The organism is Glaciecola siphonariae, from assembly GCF_042652645.1.
Classification (GTDB): Bacteria; Pseudomonadota; Gammaproteobacteria; order Enterobacterales; family Alteromonadaceae; genus Glaciecola; species Glaciecola siphonariae.
This window is the reverse complement of sequence record NZ_JBHSGU010000002.1, coordinates 1,643,310-1,662,479: the sequence shown is the minus strand read 5'-3', so window position 1 is coordinate 1,662,479 and position 19,170 is coordinate 1,643,310. Positions and strand designations below refer to the sequence as shown.

17 protein-coding genes are annotated in these 19,170 nt (G+C 43.8%); 15 read left to right on the top strand and 2 right to left on the bottom strand.

Annotated elements, in window-relative coordinates:
• The first annotated feature begins 28 nt into the window (after window positions 1-28).
• The 13 genes from ACFO4O_RS08700 to ACFO4O_RS08640 all read left to right on the top strand — a co-directional run bounded on the left by ACFO4O_RS08700 (window position 29) and on the right by ACFO4O_RS08640 (window position 14,563).
• On the top strand, window positions 29-2,284 hold the full coding sequence (locus tag ACFO4O_RS08700; RefSeq protein ID WP_382407472.1) for an alginate lyase family protein: 2,256 nt from the start codon (window positions 29-31) through the stop codon (window positions 2,282-2,284).
• 323 nt (window positions 2,285-2,607) lie between these two features.
• A complete protein-coding gene (locus ACFO4O_RS08695; RefSeq protein ID WP_382407470.1) occupies window positions 2,608-3,486 on the top strand; it encodes an NAD(P)-dependent oxidoreductase in 879 nt (292 codons plus the stop codon).
• Between the two features lie 6 nt (window positions 3,487-3,492).
• Window positions 3,493-5,757 carry a chondroitinase-B domain-containing protein gene (locus ACFO4O_RS08690; RefSeq protein ID WP_382407469.1) on the top strand — a complete coding sequence of 755 codons (2,265 nt, stop codon included), beginning with the start codon at window positions 3,493-3,495 and terminating at the stop codon, window positions 5,755-5,757.
• Window positions 5,758-5,853: 96 nt separating this feature from the next.
• Entirely contained in the window at window positions 5,854-6,198 is a 345-nt protein-coding gene (locus tag ACFO4O_RS08685; protein ID WP_382407467.1) for a cupin domain-containing protein, read from the top strand.
• Complete coding sequence (locus tag ACFO4O_RS08680) at window positions 6,191-7,129, top strand: sugar kinase (protein ID WP_382407465.1); 939 nt, start codon at window positions 6,191-6,193, stop codon at window positions 7,127-7,129. Before ACFO4O_RS08685 ends, ACFO4O_RS08680 begins: the two co-directional genes overlap by 8 nt.
• A gap of 39 nt (window positions 7,130-7,168) precedes the next feature.
• The gene (gene eda / locus ACFO4O_RS08675) at window positions 7,169-7,807 is read left to right on the top strand and encodes a bifunctional 4-hydroxy-2-oxoglutarate aldolase/2-dehydro-3-deoxy-phosphogluconate aldolase (protein WP_382407463.1); all 639 of its coding nucleotides are present in this window, start codon (window positions 7,169-7,171) and stop codon (window positions 7,805-7,807) included.
• A gap of 167 nt (window positions 7,808-7,974) precedes the next feature.
• Window positions 7,975-8,970: a TRAP transporter substrate-binding protein gene (locus ACFO4O_RS08670; RefSeq protein ID WP_382407461.1), complete on the top strand. Its 996-nt coding sequence runs from the start codon at window positions 7,975-7,977 to the stop codon at window positions 8,968-8,970.
• The gene (locus ACFO4O_RS08665) at window positions 8,967-9,542 is read left to right on the top strand and encodes a TRAP transporter small permease (RefSeq protein WP_382407459.1); all 576 of its coding nucleotides are present in this window, start codon (window positions 8,967-8,969) and stop codon (window positions 9,540-9,542) included. The genes ACFO4O_RS08670 and ACFO4O_RS08665 overlap by 4 nt, the downstream gene beginning before the upstream one ends.
• Window positions 9,542-10,831 carry a TRAP transporter large permease gene (locus ACFO4O_RS08660; protein WP_382407457.1) on the top strand — a complete coding sequence of 430 codons (1,290 nt, stop codon included), beginning with the start codon at window positions 9,542-9,544 and terminating at the stop codon, window positions 10,829-10,831. The genes ACFO4O_RS08665 and ACFO4O_RS08660 overlap by 1 nt, the downstream gene beginning before the upstream one ends.
• Window positions 10,832-10,856: 25 nt before the next feature.
• Window positions 10,857-11,603 (top strand): SDR family NAD(P)-dependent oxidoreductase, encoded by a 747-nt coding sequence (locus ACFO4O_RS08655; protein ID WP_382407455.1) that lies wholly within the window; start codon window positions 10,857-10,859, stop codon window positions 11,601-11,603.
• A gap of 220 nt (window positions 11,604-11,823) precedes the next feature.
• Window positions 11,824-12,567: a FadR/GntR family transcriptional regulator gene (locus tag ACFO4O_RS08650; protein WP_382407453.1), complete on the top strand. Its 744-nt coding sequence runs from the start codon at window positions 11,824-11,826 to the stop codon at window positions 12,565-12,567.
• 428 nt (window positions 12,568-12,995) lie between these two features.
• The gene (locus ACFO4O_RS08645) at window positions 12,996-14,138 is read left to right on the top strand and encodes a porin (protein ID WP_382407452.1); all 1,143 of its coding nucleotides are present in this window, start codon (window positions 12,996-12,998) and stop codon (window positions 14,136-14,138) included.
• A gap of 14 nt (window positions 14,139-14,152) precedes the next feature.
• Window positions 14,153-14,563: a phosphate ABC transporter substrate-binding protein gene (locus tag ACFO4O_RS08640; protein ID WP_382407450.1), complete on the top strand. Its 411-nt coding sequence runs from the start codon at window positions 14,153-14,155 to the stop codon at window positions 14,561-14,563.
• A 171-nt stretch (window positions 14,564-14,734) separates the two neighbouring features.
• Here the strand turns inward: ACFO4O_RS08640 and ACFO4O_RS08635 are convergent, their stop codons facing one another.
• Entirely contained in the window at window positions 14,735-14,989 is a 255-nt protein-coding gene (locus ACFO4O_RS08635; RefSeq protein ID WP_382407448.1) for a hypothetical protein, read from the bottom strand.
• Between the two features lie 155 nt (window positions 14,990-15,144).
• Entirely contained in the window at window positions 15,145-16,182 is a 1,038-nt protein-coding gene (locus ACFO4O_RS08630; protein ID WP_382407446.1) for an alpha/beta hydrolase, read from the bottom strand.
• Window positions 16,183-16,447: 265 nt separating this feature from the next.
• Here ACFO4O_RS08630 and ACFO4O_RS08625 point away from each other — a divergent pair, with 265 nt between their 5' ends.
• Window positions 16,448-18,367: a hypothetical protein gene (locus tag ACFO4O_RS08625; RefSeq protein WP_382407444.1), complete on the top strand. Its 1,920-nt coding sequence runs from the start codon at window positions 16,448-16,450 to the stop codon at window positions 18,365-18,367.
• A 146-nt stretch (window positions 18,368-18,513) separates the two neighbouring features.
• A complete protein-coding gene (locus ACFO4O_RS08620) occupies window positions 18,514-19,119 on the top strand; it encodes a hypothetical protein (protein WP_382407442.1) in 606 nt (201 codons plus the stop codon).
• Window positions 19,120-19,170: the final 51 nt, after the last annotated feature.

The following is a 19,170-nucleotide window of genomic DNA, read 5'->3' as shown; positions in this document are numbered from 1 at the left end:
TTGATTTACTGTTTAAAGGGTTCACAATATGTTTAGCAAGTTGTTTAAAGCGACATTAATTACATTCTGTATCTTTGTTTTTGTGTTCGCCAATGCCTTGAATGCTAAAGAACATCCGAGCTTGATTCTCACCAAAGAAGGCGTTGAGAAAATCCGAGACAATCTGGGCAAAGTACCCCTGTTTGACGCCACCGTCGAAAAGATCAAAGCAGAGGTCGACAAAGAAATTGCCTTGGGTATCGATACGCCTATCCCAAAAGACTTTTCGGGTGGCTATACACATTATCGTCATAAACAAAATTTTGTTATTGCGCAACAGGCCGGTGCCCTCTACCAAATTTTGCAAGACGAAAAATACGCAATATATGTGCGCGACATGCTTTTACAGTACGAAGCTATGTACAAAGACCTTCCCGTGCACCCACAGGTGCGTTCCTATGCACCGGGAAAATTGTTCTGGCAATGCTTGAATGACAGCAATTGGCTCGTATTCATGAGCCAAGCTTACGATACGATATACGATTTTTTGTCTAGCGAAGAACGTGAGAAATTAGAAAACAATTTGTTTCGTCCCTTTGCAGACTATATCTCGCTTGCCAACCCAGCTTTTTACAACCGCATCCACAACCATAGTACCTGGGGTAATGCGGCAGTGGGGATGATTGGTTTAGTCATGGATGACCAAGCGCTAATTCAGCGTGCTCTGTACGGTATCCAAGATGACGGGCTGGCCGTCGGTGGGGTTGATGATGACGGCGGCACAATCAAATCTGAAAATCAAAAGCGAGGCTTTTTGGCCAATCTGGAAGAGCCTTTCTCGCCTGATGGATACTACACAGAAGGTCCATATTATCAGCGTTATGCGATGTATCCGTTTTTGATATTCGCCACTGCAATGCAAAATAAGCTGCCAGAGTATGGCGTACTGCAGCACAAAGACAATGTTCTGCTGAAGGGTATTGATGCTCTTCTCAATCTTACTGATGCAGACGGTGACTTTTTCCCTTTAAACGACGGTCAAAAAGGCATGTCTTATTTCACGCCCTCTTTAGTGACTGCGGTAAACATCGGCTACTATTACGGAAATCAAAACCCTGAGCTTTTGAGCATCGCTGAAAAACAGAATGAGGTCTTATTAGACCAAACAGGCTTAGCGGTTGCGATAGGGGTGCAAGCAAACATGGCTGAGCCCTACACTAAGCATTCAGTTAACCTGAGCGATGGCGCGAATGGCGATGAAGGTGGCGTCGCCGTATTAAGAAGTGGCCAGGAGGACCTTACCGCAGTCTTCAAATATGCAGCCCAAGGCTTAAGTCATGGTCATTACGATAAGCTATCATTCTCGTTATATCGAAAAGGTACAGAAGTACTGCAAGACTACGGCCTAGTGCGATTTGTCAATGTTGGGCAAAAGGGCGGCGGCAATTACTTAAAAGAGAATGCAAGCTGGGCAAAATCAACCATTGCCCACAATACTCTGTCACAAAACCAAGAGATGCACTTTGGCGGTGATTATAAAACGGGCAGTCAGCATCATTCTGATTTGCACTTTTACGCTGATCACGACGAGAAGGTACAAGTGGCCAGTGCGCTAGAAACCAACGCTTATCCGGGCACGCGCATGCACCGCACTATTGCGTTCATAAACGCGAATGATTTTTCAGAACCGTTTATGTTAGACATTATGAAGGTCTCTGCAAAAAAAGCGCACGATTACGATTTACCCTTTTATTACTTTGGTCAGGTGATTCAAACTAACTTTGATTACATCAAACCTTCTAGCCTATCGCCATTAGGCGATAAAAATGGTTATCAGCACCTTTATCTTGAGGCTACAGGTAAACCCTCAGCAGATACGACTCAGTTTTCGTGGTTACATGAAGGTAAGTTTTACACCTTGAGTACCTTAACCGCGCCATCTGATGAGATATTGATGACGCGTATTGGTGCCAACGATCCAGATTTCAACTTACGCAGCGAACCGGGCGTTATGCTTCGCCGCAATAATACTCAAGATACTGTATTTGTCACAATCGTCGAGCCACACGGTTCGTACAGTCCAGTCACCGAACTCTCACTGAATTCCAATAGCGCGATAAAGTCACTCGAGCTCTTGCATGATGACAAGGCATACACCGCCGTTCGCATTGAGGATGTCAAAGGTAAAACGCAGCTATTTGTTGTATCGAACCTAGATGCTGAAAAAACACGTGAACATACATTGACGATTGGCTCAAAAAACTATCGCTGGGAGGGGCCATATGCCTACATCACAGCTCCGTGAGCATTTGAGTAAATTAACTCAAGTGATACAAGCAGTTGCACCATTCCTTAAACAGGATTCAGGTTAAATAGAAAAAGAGCAAGTAAGTGTGCTGCTCTAAAACAAAAAACATGCATTAAATATATCCAATTATTTAATATTGGTTGACAAATTGGATAGTAAAAACTACTGTTTGGCTCATAGTATTCTTGGCAGAGTCTCCAGCAGTCTTGTTTAACAGCATCTTTTGCATCACTGGATTAAAGCAACAATGCTCTGCGTCAATTTCAGTATTTGCAGAACCATTAACTGAAATTTTATATAGATTTAAGAAGGAAAAAATTATGTCAAAACCAACTATCGGCTTTATCGGCCTAGGCCTTATGGGCGGCAATATGGTGCAAAACCTTTTAACTAGAGCTTATTCAGTCTGCGTAATGGATTTAAACCCAGACGCTGTAGCAGCATGTACTAAAAACGGAGCAAGCTCAGCAACGAGTGCTAAGACACTAGCAAGTGAAGCTGACATAGTGATGCTTTGTTTAACAACCTCAGCCATTGTTGAAAAAGTCATTTATGGCGATGACGGTATCTTAGCAGGCATAAGAGAGGGCTCTACATTAATCGATTTCGGTACGTCCATTCCGTCATCCACGCGCAAAATTGGCGCTGATCTAGCGGCCAAAGGCGTAGGCATGATAGACGCGCCACTGGGTAGAACGCCTGCTCATGCAAAAGATGGCTTGCTGAATATTATGGCATCGGGCGATATTGCTACCTTTGAGAAGGTAAAGCCGGTTTTGGACGAACAAGGCGAAAACGTGTTTCATTTGGGGGAGCTAGGTGCGGGTCACACTACTAAACTCATTAATAACTTTATGGGCATGACCACAGTGTGTGCGATGTCGCAGGCCTTCGCTGTAGCTGAAAAGGCAGGTGTTAATAAACAGCAACTGTTCGATATTATGTCTACCGGACCGTCTAACTCACCGTTTATGCACTTTTGTAAAAACTATGCGGTAGACAATGTGAGTGACTTGGGCTTTTCGATTGCCAATGCAAATAAGGATTTGGGATATTTCTTGAAAATGGTCGAGGACCTTGGCACCGAATCAAAAATCGCCGAAGGCTCATCAGCTAATTTACAAGCAGCTTTTGATGCCGGAATGGGCAATGGTAATGTGCCAGAAATTTTCGATTATTTTCGTCAGCTAACTAAGTAATTTAGTATGTTCAGTCAATTACTTAAGCTTACTGGCTTTGTGTGTATTTCGCTTGTGTTTGCCGTGTCTGCACAAGCGAAAGAACACTATGTTGATAACAAGGACGTGTTTTTAGAGCTCTCTTCTAAGCTACGAGCTGGCGATACAGTTGTGCTGAAAAATGGGGTTTGGAATGACTTTGAAATCCTGCTGAAAGGCCAAGGCACTAAAGACTCGCCTATCACATTAAAAGCTGAAACCCCCGGTAGCGTTATCTTATCGGGGCAGTCTAATCTGCGTATGGCTGGGCAGTATCTTGTTGTAAGCGGTTTAGTGTTTAAGAATGGGTATACACCAAGCAGCTCAGTTATTGAGTTTCGCGAGACTAAAGGCGAATATGCCTACTACTCTCGCGTTACCAATACGGTGATTGATAATTACAACAATCCCGATAAACAGGAATCTGACTATTGGGTGGCGTTGTATGGCAAGCACAATCGTTTTGACCATAATCATATCGTTGGAAAACGAAACAAAGGCGTTACGGTTGCAGTTCGCTTGACGAGTGAAGCGAGCCAAGAAAATTATCACCGTATCGACCATAACTACTTCGGCTATCGCCCTACATTTGGTTCAAATGGCGGAGAAACACTGCGCATTGGCACAAGTCATTACTCGCTGACCGACTCTTTTGCCTTAGTAGAAAACAATTATTTTGAGCGGACAAACGGCGAAGTTGAAATAATCTCAGTTAAGTCCGGTAAAAATACGCTCAAAAACAACGTATTTTTTGAAGCACGCGGCACACTGACGCTTCGTCACGGCAACGGTAATCTTATTGAGAACAATGTATTTTTTGGGAATGGCCTTGAGCATACTGGCGGCATCCGCGTAATAAACAAAGACCAAATTATTCGCAATAATTACCTTGAGGGCCTCACTGGCTATCGCTTTGGCAGTGGTTTTACGGTAATGAATGGTGTGCCTAATTCATCGATTAATCGTTACCATCAAGTCGAAAACGCTCAGATCATCAATAATTCATTTATCAACGTTGAGCATATTCACCTCGCAGCAGGCAGTGACGCTGAACGAAGTGCTGTGCCAGTCAACAGCAGCATGTCGCATAATCTTGTTTTTAATAAAAATGGCAATCAGCCTTTTAGCTTGTTTGACGATGTAAGCGGCATTGCGTTTAGTGACAATCTTAGTAATCTCGACTTACCTAGCCCAGTTTCTGCTGGCTTTGCGCGTGCCGAGCTTGCAATGAAGCGCGCTAACAATGGCTTGCTATATCCTGTCGACAGTAGTGTCACAAGCGGAGTGAGCCGAGACATTACGGTGCTCTCTAGAGATGATACCGGCGTCGATTGGTATGCAAAAACACCCGCGATTGTCGCCTTCGACAGCGGGAAATTACACCAAATAGATGCAAGCTCAGACGCGCTTTTGGATGCAATAGACAAGGCCAAGTCGGGTGATGTCATCGAAATTGCAGCGGGTGCTTTTGTGATGCCAAAGCTCGTATTTATCGATAAAACACTCAGCATCAAAGCACAGCAAAAAGGCCAAACTAAAATTGCGTTTGAACGCTCTGCATTATTTGAACTTCGTGATGGCGGAAGCTTAAAACTTGAAGGTTTGCATATTACAGGTGATAGCAGCCCCGATGCACATGGGAATGCTGTTGTTCGCACCAAAAAATGGGGCATGATCGAAAACTATCGATTTGAAATATACGATTCGCTTATTGAGAGTTTGGACATCAACCACTCATTTCACTTTTTTGTTACCGGCAAAGGAGCATTTGCAGACAGTATTGTCATGGCGAACAACACGTTTAAAGATATTACCGGTGATGTGCTCAAACTCGATTCTGAAATAGAAGACTTGGGTATTTACAACGCAGAATTCGTGACGCTTACGCAAAATAGCTTTAGCAATGTAGCCGGTGGTGTAATCAAACTATATCGAGGCGGCACAGATGAGAGTACCTTCGGGCCCTTGTTGACAGTGCATAAAAACACCTTCTCTAGTGTAGGTCGAGGGTCTCGGAATAAAGCTGCGGCGAGTCTTTATCTGCATGGCGTACAACGCAGTAAAGTAGCAGATAATACGTTTGTGCATTCTGCACCTATCGTAGTTGAGCACACGGTGGGTGAGCCAAAAACAAGCATCACCAACAACAGCTTTACCGATACGGCTGCGCCGAAAGTGAAAGAGTTGCGTGTAGACGGACCGCATACCGCCATTATCAACGGTAATGTATTTGCGCCCAATAACAGTGACTAGCTTGCAGTGCATGACATGACAAAACAACAGGTTATCAAGTAAACAACAGACATTTACATAGAGTGAATGGCGACATAAGCATTAGGAGTGCATGAAATGCCAAAACAAAGCGCGCATTTTTTATTTGCCGATAAAACTGAAATTGAAGACTTAGGGAATGGGCTTAAGCGCCAAATGCTTGGATATAACGAAGAGCTTATGGCGGTAAAGGTTTGGTTTGATAAAGGTGCTGAGGGCTATGTGCATAAGCATCGCCACTCTCAGGTTACCTACGTGGAAGAGGGCGAGTTTCATTTTAATATTGGCGGCACCATACGCGTTTTAAAACCTGGCGATAGCTGCCTCATACCACCTAATGTAGAGCATGGGGCAGTGTGCCCTACAGGCGGTATTTTAATTGACACATTTAGCCCAGCGCGTGAAGACTTTGTCAGTGAATAAAATCTTTTTTTTAGGTGAATGCATGATAGAGCTTCGCCGCACAGATAAAACAAATATGCGGCAATCGTTTGCTGGTGACGTATTCAATTCAGCAGTGTATTTAAAGCGCTGTTTTAATAAAGTTTCTTGCGCGATGGTCACCGCCTTAGGTGAAGATAAGCTCAGCACTGAAATGGTCGAAGCATTTGAGCAGGCTGGTCTCGATACAGGTCTGGTGTTTAGACATCCGCACAAAAATGCGGGTTTATATGCGATTGAAACAGACGATAAAGGCGAGCGAAGCTTTACATACTGGCGCAGTGATTCAGCAGCGAGAACCCTTGCGAGATTTTTAGATAAAAAGGTGCTTTCTGCGTTTAAAGCAGGGGATCTATTATTTTTTTCAGGTATTTCGCTGGCTGTAATTGCGCCTCAAGACCGTGAAGTCTTTTGGCAAAAATTGAGTGCCTTAAAAGACGCCGGTGCAGTACTGGTGTTTGACCCAAATTATCGTGCGCGAATGTGGCAAAGCACCGACGAGGCAAAGTACGCCTTCGATAAAGCCTTTTCGATGGCTCAAATAGCGCTGCCTGGGGTAGAGGATTTATCTGCATTATATGGCATCAACGATGCTCGAGGGGTCATAGAATATTGCCAGTCACATGATATCAAAGAAGTCGTCGTAAAAGATGGGCCAAATTCTGTGTTAAGCCTGTCGCAAGGGCATATTGAACATCACACTATTGTCCCAAATCAGAACGTCGTTGACACCACATCGGCAGGCGATGCCTTTAATGGCGTTTATTTGGGCGCGCGAATGAATGACTTAGATATCGATAAGTCGATAGCGCTTGCGGCAAAAGCAGCCAGTATCGTCATTCAACATTCAGGTGCCATTGCCCCCAAAGAAGCTTTTACAGATGGCATGTCGCCTCTCCTAAGCAGTGAATAATCAATCTTATCTTTTAACAAACTTCACGAGATTTATAACATGAAACGTTTTTCTGAATTGATGGCTGGCCAAACCCTGCTACCGATTATTCAAGCCGACACAGTAGATAGCGGAGTAATGACCGCAAAAGCCATGGCGGCAGCGGGACTTGGTTCGGTTGAGATTGTGCTTCGAACACCTGTTTCTCTAGAAGCTTTGAGTGCCATCAAACAAGAAATACCCGAATTAAACGTAGGCGCGGGTACCATTTTAAATCAAGAGCATTTGAGCAGTGCTTTAAGTGCTGGCGCTGATTTTATTATCACACCGGCGGTTTCTGCGAGTCTTTTGCAGGCTGTTAAGGAGTGTGGCTTGCCCGCCGCGCCGGGCGTGTCTACAACTGGCGAAATTCTAATGGCGTACGAAGCGGGCTTTAAGGAATTAAAGCTTTTTCCTGCAGCTCTCAGTGGCGGCGTGAAGTTTTTAAGCGCTATTTCGTCGGTGTTTCAGGCAATTAAGTTCTGCCCAACGGGGGGAGTAAATGCACAAAACAGGCATGAATACCTTGCTCTTAACAACGTATTTGCGGTGGGCGGAACATGGGTCGCTCAAAAACAATGGATTGTGCAGCAAAACTGGCAAGCGATTACTGATGCGTGTCGTGATGCGAATTCACCCATTTTACAGCAGAGTGCTTGAGGGCAGATTGCTAACGCATAGAAGCTTATTAACAGCTAATTAACAATTTTAATTGTAATCCGATTGTTTAATTGGTAATGTCATTTATTATATTTTGGTAATATTAATAGTTCCGTTTTGGATAGTATTTATCCAAGCGCGCTTTAAAACACTTTGGGATTATGTCTATGGCAATTCGTTATAAACTATTATTGTCGTTGCTCTTGTTAGGCGTGTTGATTTCAGGCATCGCACTTTTTGCGAACGTGCAAACGCAAAATACCACCGTACTAAGACTGGGTCATGTGGTCGACCTAGAACACGCTATGCACAAGTCGCTAGACTATTTCAAACAGCAACTCCACGATATTTCTGACGGTCAAATGGACGTAAAAATCTACGCTAGCGGTCAACTGGGTGCTGAGCGTGACCTTATTGAACTTATGCAGATTGGCAGCTTAGATATGGCGCAAGTGTCTGTAGGGCCTGTGGAGTCTTTTGTTCCTGAGCTTCAAATCTTTAGTTTACCTTACGTATTCGACGATGAAGACCATTTTTGGCGAGTGGTAAACAGTGACTTAGGCCAAGAATTGCTCTTGTCTCCATTAAATGTGGATTTACGGGGAGTTGCGTTTTTCGATGCCGGAAGCCGTAGCTTCTACACCTGCCCCAAACCCATTTATACGCCAGATGACTTAGCGGGTATGAAAATTCGCACCATGAAAAGTCAGTCAGCGGTGGCACTCATGCGTGAGCTTGGTTCTTCGGCTACACCAATTTCGTTTGGTGAACTTTACACCGCACTGCAGCAGGGCGTAGTAGATGGTGCTGAAAATAGCGCCATCACATATTACAAAGCCAGACACTATGAAATATGTAAAAACTTTACGCTCGATGAACATAACACTATTCCAGGCATAGTGATGTTTAGTGAGAAACGCTGGCAAGGTCTCAGTGCCCAACAGCAAACGTGGGTGCAAGAGGCGATGGACATAACCGTTACCTATCAACGCGCCTTATGGAAGGCCGATACAGAAGTTGCTCTTACCAATTTAAAGCAAGCCGGCGTCACAATCATTTATCCCGACAAAGCGCCTTTTCAAGAGCGTGTTGAATCCTTTAAGCAAAGCTTTAAAGGGACACCGGTGGGTGACATCCTTGACAGAATCGAGGCAAAACGATGAACGTTTATAAATCTTTTTTGAATGTATTAGATACGCTGCTTAATCGCTTTCTTCAGAGCCTGTTGGTGATTGTGACAGCGGTGGTCACATGGCAAGTATTTTCAAGATATGTACTGAATGCCCCTAGCTCATTTACTGAAGAACTTGCGCGCTTTTTATTGATTTGGATTACTTTATTGGGCTGTGTATATGCCTATCGACATAACAGCCACTTAGGGCTCGACATGATATACACACAAGCCAGTTTGACTTATCGCAAATGGATGTATCGATTCATCCATATATGCGTTGTTAGCTTTGCAATATGCGTGATGATGATAGGCGGCTTTTCTCTGATGAATATGACAGAACAGCTAGGCCAATCATCGCCGGTGATGGGGATAGACATTAGCCTTGTTTACTCTGTTGTTCCGCTTAGCGGTGTATTAATTTTACTCTATGCCATTGATGCACTTATCGAACCAAATTACGAGATTGTTGCGCATGATGAATTTGCCCATACCGCTATGGCTGACGAATCTATTGACAAACAATCTGAGATGACAAACGCAAACAATAAGGACAAGCAATAATGACGGTCGTATTTTTACTATGTTTGTTCTTTCTTCTGCTATTTATGAATGTGCCGATTTCGTTTGCAATTGGGCTGTCGACCTTTTTATTCATGGTTACGGCCATTGATTTTCTCCCTGCGGCTACCACGGTGGCGCAGCGAATGACTAACGGTGTGAACAGCTTTGCACTGATGGCCATTCCGTTTTTTATATTGTCAGGGCAAATAATGGCTCAGGGCGGTATAGCTAAGCGGTTAATTAATTGTGCTATGGCATTATTGGGGGCTTTTCCTGGCGGATTGGCGCTAGTCAATGTTCTGTCATGCACGTTATTTGGTGCGATTTCAGGCTCGGCAGTGGCGGCTACATCTGCAATTGGAAGCTTTATGGTGCCGCAAATGAAAAAATCGGGCTACAGCCCGGAATTCTCTGCATCGGTTACCGCTGCCGCTTCGACGACAGGTCTTCTCATACCACCGAGTAACATTCTTATTATTTATGCAATTGCCAGTGGGGGCGTGTCTATTTCAGCATTGTTTTTAGCAGGATACATTCCTGGGCTATTGGTGGCGCTGTCTTTGATGATTTTTTGCGTGATTTACGCAAAACGCAAAGGCTTTGCTACTGCTGAGCGACTTCCGCTCAAGGTTGTGTTAGTGAGTGTTTGGCAGGCAGTGCCAAGTTTAGCCTTAATTTTTATTGTTATGGGCGGCATTATTTCGGGTATTTTTACGCCGACCGAGGCGGGTGCAATTGCAGTCATTTACGCATTGGTGCTAGCAGCCGGCTTTTATCGCGAAGTTGATATGGCTAAGTTTGGTGAAATACTTACCAAAACAGTTGAAACAACCGCCATCGTACTATTTTTGATTGCCACCTCTTCAGCCCTCTCGTGGGTGTTGTCTTACGAGAATTTACCACAGGCACTTACCGATACATTATTAGTCATAAGTGAAAATCCGCTGATTATTTTGCTGATCATCAACCTCATTTTATTGCTAATAGGCGCATTTATGGACATGACGCCGGCGGTACTTATTTTTACCCCCATATTTTTACCAATAGCAGTGTCGATTGGAATAGAACCACTTCAGTTTGGCATTATGATGATTTTGAATTTATGTATCGGCTTATGTACCCCGCCTGTAGGGGCTATTTTGTTTGTCAGTTGCGCGGTATCAAAGACAAAAATAGAAAAAATGGTCAAGCCCATGCTGCCGATGTACGTCAGTATGTTAGTCGTACTTTTTCTGGTCACGATGTACGCTCCCATCAGTACATTCCTGCCAAGTTTATTGGCGCCTTAAGCGCTAAATCTTAATAGGAGACAGTATGAGTTTAAAAGATAAAGTCGTTATTGTTGCCGGAGGCGGTCGAGATATAGGCGCGGCATGCGCACTCGAATTGGCTAAGCAAGGTGCGAAGGTTCTTATCACCTATCATGCAAGTGCCACTGGCGCGAATGAAGTGCTAAATAAAATCGCCTCAGCCGGTGGCGACGCAATCGCCATACAAGCTGATTTAACTCAAGCTGAACACGCGCAAAAAACCGTAGACACGGCCCTTGAGAAATTTGGTAAGATCGATAGCTTAGTGCACGTCTCTGGTGGCCTGCTGGCAAGAAAAAAAATTGAAGAGATGGAAGAATCGCATTGGCACAAAGTACTTGATCTCAATTTGTCATCCCTGTTTTTAATGACGAAAGCTGTCATTCCTCACTTACCCGAGGGAGGCAGTATCGTAACATTTTCCTCGCAAGCTGCACGTGATGGCGGAGGTGCAGGTGCTGTTGCTTACGCGACATCTAAAGGGGCAATTACCACATTTACACGCGCTTTAGCAAAAGAGCTGGGCCCTAAAGTTCGTGTAAATGCGGTCTGCCCAGGCATGATCAGCACGCAATTTCATGATGACTTTACAAACGATGATGTCCGCGAAAAAGTCGCAAACGCTACCGCTGTCAAACGTGAGGGCACAGCTGAAGAAGTTGCCAATCTTGTCGCATTTTTAGTTGGGCCGCAATCGTCATACATGACGGGCACAAATATCGATATTAATGGCGGTTTGTTGTTTTCTTAATGCACTTCTTATCAATTAGGGTGTGCAATTAATGAATGGTTACACACAACAGCACAGAGGGTTTTGAGGCACATATGCATATTACCAATCATTTTATTATTGGTAATAACATAAAAAAATAGTATTCTTTGATGATATATGTGTTGCGACTTAATCGTTTAATATGTGAATTTTATAGCGTATTACCTGTGCTAAGTGATTTTACAAAAAAGGGTTTATCATGAAAACACGTCGAATGTTCTGGCTCATTGCGGAAAAAATTGAAAATCTGATTGATTCAGGTCTATACCCGCCAGGCAGTCGCTTGCCACCTGAAAGAGAGCTTGCTGAAAGTTTTGATGTGAGTCGACCAACCATCAGAGAGGCGATTATTGCTCTAGAGGTAATGCAGCGAGTCGAAGTAAAGACCAGCTCCGGCGTTTACGTGCTTGAAAACCCCAAGCAAAAAGAGCAGGAAACTCTCGACAAGGTCAGCGCCTTCGAGCTCACGCAAGCACGAGCGCTAGTCGAAGGCGAAGCCGCAGCACTTGCCGCACAATCTATTACTGCTGAGGAATTAAGCGCCTTAGAGTCAACTCTCAATGTGATGAAATCGGGAGTAGGAGCTGAGGCGGCAGATAGAGAATTTCATTTAATTATTTCCAAAGCCACAAAAAATCACGCAATTTTGTTAGCAGTCGAAAATTTTTGGGAGTTGAGAGACACGCTTCCACAGGTTAAAAATGCTTATGCTAATGTGTGTAGTCAATCTGACAAAGACCGCTTACTTGAGCATCAGGCAATTTATGAAGCTCTAAAAGGACGAGATACTCAAGCCGCTAGGTTGGCCATGCATGCTCATTTTAATCGCTTAATTAATGCCTTATTCGACATGAGTGAAGCTCAAGCGCTTGAAGAAGTAAGAAAAAAGACAACACAAACTAGAGACTTGTATTCGTTAAATCACTTGCTTGCTAAACATTAAAACGATTTAAAAACATGGGTATTGTCAGTATAGCCCCCGAGCTTTTATGCCCATATTTGCCGGTAAATCATCAATTGCGTCTTTTAAATTGTAGAGTATGAGTTGCTTCTGCTTGGTGCCCAAAACCAGAAGATAATGCAGCTCGGCTTTCAAAAAAATAATCTCACCTAGTTCATCTTAATTTAAGTAATTATAAATATTAGGTTTTTACGCATATCCCTTGCCGATGTCATTTTTCGAGCTTTTCCATTTGCCCCTTTCTATTTCTCTTTTAGTAAGGTCGCCCGCGTCATTTATTTTATTAAATACTAAGCAACAACTTTTCAAAGTAGCTAAAGTTCGAGCCATGTGGGTCGATAGGAGTTTGCGTCAAAATTTTTAAATACTTATTCCTAACTACCAATAAACACTTAACTAGGCCTCATAACATGAAAAAACTTTTCGTATTTACGAGTTTTATTTTACTGACACTAAGCTCAGTGACTAAAGCTGAAATTAGAATAAATGGCTTTGCAAATTTAGTTGCAGGGTACTCTGATACAGACACAGAATTATTTGGCTACACCGATGATATTGACTTTAGTAACGAAAGTCTTTTTGCACTTCAATTGAGTGGCGATATAACTGACAAACTTAGCGCCACTGGACAAATACTATCTCGAGGCTCTGACGACTTTAACGCAAAATTTGAATGGGCCTACCTCTCTTACGCTGCCAGCGACAATATCAGTATTTCTGCCGGTCGCATAAGGCTCCCATTGTTTTTATATAGCGAGTCTTTAGATGTCGGCTATTCTTATCACTGGATCACGCCGCCAAACTCTGTTTATGCTATTGCCTTTAATAATATGGACGGAGTAAAAGTTACTTACAATGGATATGGTGCTGGCTGGGACTATGTGCTCACAGCTGCCTATGGTGTGATAACAAACCCAAGCGTGCCAGTTGGCGATGGTCTGTTTGCTAGCTTAAAAGGCGAAAATACACTGCTTTTGTCAGCTGAAATGGTCAAAGATTCGTTCAAAGCTCGCTTTAATTACGGGCGTGCAGACGGCACACTAGAGCTTGCCGCTGTGGACCAAATTCTGGCAAGTTTCGCGCCGCTTGCGCCTGAACTTGCCGACCTTTTAGCTTTCAATGACGATGAGGGCTTATTTTACGGATTATCACTCAGCTACGACAATTTTGATTGGTTTATATCGGGTGAATATACTTTAAACACCAATGAAGATACTTTTACTCCTGATGATATTGCGTACTATGTAACCGGCGGTATCCGCTTAGGTAAATTTACCCCTTCGCTCACTTATCAAAAGCGTGATGGGGAAGACGACTTAAAATTCCTAGAAGAGCTCAGTGCTTTAGCGCAGCCAATTCAACAAGCCATAGCACCCGCGGTACTCGGTATACAATTAAATCAAATGGAAAACTGGGATGCATGGACGTTTGGTCTTCGATATGACTTTAGTACACGCATTGCGCTGAAAGGGGAATATGTCTCTAACGGTGATGATATTAACGATACAAACGATGCAAATCTATTTAGACTTGCAGTTAACTACGTATTTTAATTGAGGATAATATTATGATTAAACACATACTTAGTTTTGCTAGCCTTCTTCTTTTTGCATCTATCGCGAATGCTGAATTAACGGTGATTGTTAATAAAGCAAACGCTAATCAGCTCGACGAAAAAACGATACAGCGCATCTTTTTAGGAAAAGAGAAAAAGTTTGCAGATGGTTCAGAATCTATCCCCGTCAATCAATCTCCAGACAGTGCGATGCGTCAACAGTTTGATGAGAGTATATTAGGTAGAAGTTCATCTCAGGTGTCTGCCTACTGGTCAAAACTCGTATTTACGGGTAAGGGCATACCACCGAAAGAGATGATGAGTGATGCAGAGGTTATTGAGCTAGTCGCCTCAAATCCAAGCGTCATAGCCTACATTGAGTCTTCGTCTCTTACAGATGCAGTAAAAGCGGTAGAGTTGTAAGGTTGAAAAGCACCATAGCGCCAGCGCTTGTTGACGCTAAATGCAACTCAAATCCATGCACATAAAAAAACAGCCTGCCAGATTAACCAGCAGGCTGTTATTCGTCTACCCATCACATATTTACAATACCTTACTGTAAAATACGCAAGTAAAGCGCTAGAGCATAATAAGTTAAGCAGTTATGCTTATTGCCTTACTTCGCTCGTCTCTACGACGGCCTCGGCCGGTTCGCGTATCTAATAATGGTTTGATGTTTCTTTTGCGCCGGTCTTTACCTTCTCGTTGATCGTACAGCAGCACCTGAGAATGCAGCGCGCTGGTTGCAGTATCAGGATTACTATCGGTTTTATCAAAAGAAATTGCTTCACGCTTTGCCGGCTTTTTTCTACCTGTATTTATTGGAAGATATTGCGTAGGTATATACACGTCTTCCCTCCTTCTTTTTTAGTTTTTTTAGCAGAGCTTAACTCATGGTATTTGGGGGCATACGCAATTATGCAAAAATATACTCACCCGCAATCTGTAACGGCAGCACTTTTCATTTCTTTAGTAAAAACTTGAAAAAAACGTAAATTATTTTTTTAACCAGCCGAAGACCTGCAAAAATGCGCAATACTGGCTGCTGTTTCATAGCTTATGTCGGGGCAGGCCATAGGAAATACCTCAATTGCATGAGTGGTGCCAATAAGCTCTCTGCATCGGGCTTTAACACCCGCCTGCATCAGTAAACGATAAAAATTAACTCCTTCATCGCGCAGCGGGTCGCATTCATTCACACTGATGACGGTTGGCACTAAACCTTTAACATCGTCTAATGTTGCAAAGCTTGGCCAAGCTAGAGGATTTCGTTTTTCGAACTCTTCTATGCCATAAATCATCGCGGCTTGATTGTTATGCAGGTCGAGTAAAAGCCCGTTGTTTTGAACTGACGAAGGATTTTCTGGTAAGGGCCACTTGCCCGCTATGTAGGGGCACATAGCATATATGCCGGCAATGAGCGACATCGACTTGCGTTGTTTTAAGCTAAGCCCACACGCAATGGCTAAATTACCGCCCCCGCTGTCACCGGCCACAACAATTCGATTCTGGTCAATTAAAAGTGCTTCGCTGTTATCGCTTAGCCACTCAAGCCCTGATACACAATCGTTTAAACCGGCAGGAAACGGAGCCACTTCAACAGATGTTGACGGCACCAGTGCGTTGCGAAAATCTACCATAGCAACAGCAATGCCCTGAGCCGCCATTATTCTGCCCCACGCTTTGTAGTTTGGGTCGTAACACGACATCGTGGCCATGCCGCCACCGTGTATATAATATACGCAGGGCAGTACGTCGCTTGTGTCAGGGCGAATAAATTGAATTTGAACAGTATTACCATCGGGCGATGACACAAAGCGTTTATCGGACACAACGAGTTCCTTTGATGGCGCAATATCTTCGGTGTCGCACAGCGTCAAAAATTTTCCTATCATCTGTCGGGTGGCAATTGCTTTTTCGCTATTGGCGGCCTCTAGGGCCGCTTCTCTGCTTTCTACATCGCGCGCACCGCTCATATTCACTTTGCCAAATACGGCTTTTATGCGTGGGTCTATTCTAGGGTCTTGTTTAATTTTGCTCATGTAAATGGGTGCTCTGACACAATACTGATAGAGTGCAAACCGTAGCATAAAGATGAATGTTTGTACCATGCTGTGCTACGTTGTTAACCGGTGCGTTTAATAAAGCAAACTTTTAACAAAGCAAACGTGAAACAAGGCCAATGTTTAACAAACTGAAGGTAAAACACCAAGCCTCGGTATTTTTTGTTTTGTACTATCAATTGTTAACATGAGTAGCAGCGCTGCTTAACCATAACAAGGAATCAACAAACAAGGAATCAACAAGATGCAAGGGGCTCAGAGCCGTTTTATTATGCTCAAATCAGTTATTTTATTCGCCGTTTTGTTTTACGGCACGCTTGCACTGTGCGCGCCAGCGGTCGACTTATCAGAAATGCCAGACCGCTTGCCAGACATGGTGGCCGGTCAAACTGTGCTGCTTGATGTGTCGTCGGTAAAGGCGAAAGGCGGCCTAGAGTCTGTACGATGGAAGTTAAAGCCGAGCTTGGCCAGCCGTAGGTATGAGTTGAGCCTAGTGGGTGAAACGCGTTTTGAGCGAGACTGGCGCCATTGGTATTTTAAAGCTCCGTCGTTAGATAAAGACACACTACTGACTTTAGACTTTACTGCCATCGCGAGGGCAAAAAATAAACAAGGCAAAAAATACCGAGCAAAAAAGTCGATAAGCGTATTGGTAAAAGCCGGCACCGGCAAAGTATCAGCGGTGGTTGAAGCTGATGTCTCGACTAAGGGTATTACGCTAAGCGCCAAGGCTTCTTCATCGGGCAATGGCAATATTGTGCAATATATTTGGCGTCAAACTGAAGGGCCGTTGCTTGCAATCGACCCTCATGCCGAAACGCTCAGCTTTGCAATCCCAAGCTTTGAGCACAACGATATCGGTGTTTTTACCAGCGACTTATCACCCGACTTACCTATCCCTTCGCCAAAAAATGTAGCCATTCCCAAGGGAATTCAAAATCACGTTGATATTACTTATACGGGCGCTTTTAGGGTAGATGCTGATGCTGGCGAGGAAGGTAGCACTCACTTTGGGCCAAGCGTTATCGGCGTGAATCCCGAGAATACATCCATTTTTGTAGCCGGGACTAAGGGTAGCGTTGCCGAAATGAAAATACCTGCACAGTTCGGGTTAAACGATAAAAGCGCCGATTTACCCTTTGCCGAGGTGCTACAAAACTACTTTAAAGTGCAAGATAAAACCACGGTAGGGCAGCTTGATAACTATGTGATTAACGGCCTACTGATTTATAAGGACTCGCTTATTATCACCTGTGAGCATACTTATGACACCAAAGGTAGGCCTTGGAATATTCAGCATGCGTCAAACGCCTATGATTTAGCTAATAGCGATTATAAAGGTTTTTTACAACTCGAGGGTAAGTCGCGCGCGGCTGGTTTTATGTCTGAAATTCCAAAAGATATGCGCCACGCTTTGAAAGGAGAATACTTAGCAGGTTGGGGCTCTAATTTTTCGATTGATAATCGCTACTCCCTCGGGCCTAGTCTCTTCTCGTTCAATCCTCAGGATATTGTTGATGCCAACATTAGTGTTAATCCGCGTATTCCCACGCGTATGCATATGGCATATAGCATTGCGAATTTGATTTCTAAAGGAGCCAATGCCAAGTCAACTTTGCCGAACGATCCCATATGGGGCTTACTGGCCTCTGCACATTTTGGTTTTATTGTGCCTAACACCCGAAAATACATTGTGTTTGGTCGACACGCCGGCCTAGAGGGCGGAGTGGGATATAAAATATCGCAAGTTGACGGGGGCAATACAAACGGAGGCGAAAGAACCTATCTGCCCGATGATACTTATCCTTATTTTTGGATATTTGATGTGGACGACATTTTACGCGCCAAAAATGAATACGACCCGCAGCCAATCAGCTATGGCAAATTCATGCTGCCGTACTTAATAAATGAGCAGTCGTTTATAAGAGGCGGCTCATGGAATGCCAACAGCAACACTTTATATTTGTCGGTGTCTAATGCCGTGGATGAAAAGTACGCCAAAGCGCCAGTGATTCTTGCATTTGAGGTAAAAGCGAAAAACGAGGCCAGCGATTATCCTAGTATTCCAAGGCGACTGAGTTTTGACTTAACCGTAATTGATAATATGGGCTACACTGATACGCGCTCTATAAGCGTTGATGTGCCTGAGCATATTCGCCATTAAAAAAACACTGCGATAAGTATGGTACGTGTTATTCAGTGCACAAGCATGCATAATAACCACGCGTACAGTCGATATTACTGCCCAGATGTATCGCTGTTTTTTACCCAATACTTTTTAAAAGGTCTCACTCTAGAAGGTCATATATTATGCTAATAAAGTTGTGTCGTTACGTGCTTGCGTCATTTTTTGTATTTTTCATTTCACATAATGCGCTCTCCAATTTGCGTCCTGCGCCTCTTGTATCCATTCCCACTCACGATGCATTTTTCGATCTTATTGCCATGCATTGCGGCAAAGCATTTGCTGGAGATGTCGTATTTGACAATGACCCGTCTCCTGCTTTCAACGCACCGCTTATTATGCATGTGAGAAGCTGCACAGACTCGCAACTACAGGTTCCCTTTCATGTTGGCGACAACGCATCGCGCACTTGGATCATTACAAAAACCGGCAGTGGACTCAGCCTAAAGCACGACCATCGCAAACAAGACGGCAGTGACGATCCGCTTACTATGTATGGCGGACACACCATTGACGCAGGTTATAAGCACATGCAGTCGTTTCCGGCAGACCAATATTCTAAAGAGCTTTTTGTTGATATGGGGCTGGCGCAGTCGGTAGGAAACACGTGGCAGGTATTTGTTTACGAGAACACATTTACTTACAGACTCGTTAGAGAAGGGCGGGAGTTTAGGGTAGATTTCGACCTGACTAAACCGGTTGACCTACCGCAAACTCCTTGGGGTTACTAATTTGTTTTATGCACTTTGTTAAGAACGCTGTAGTCAAATCCTCTGTTTAAA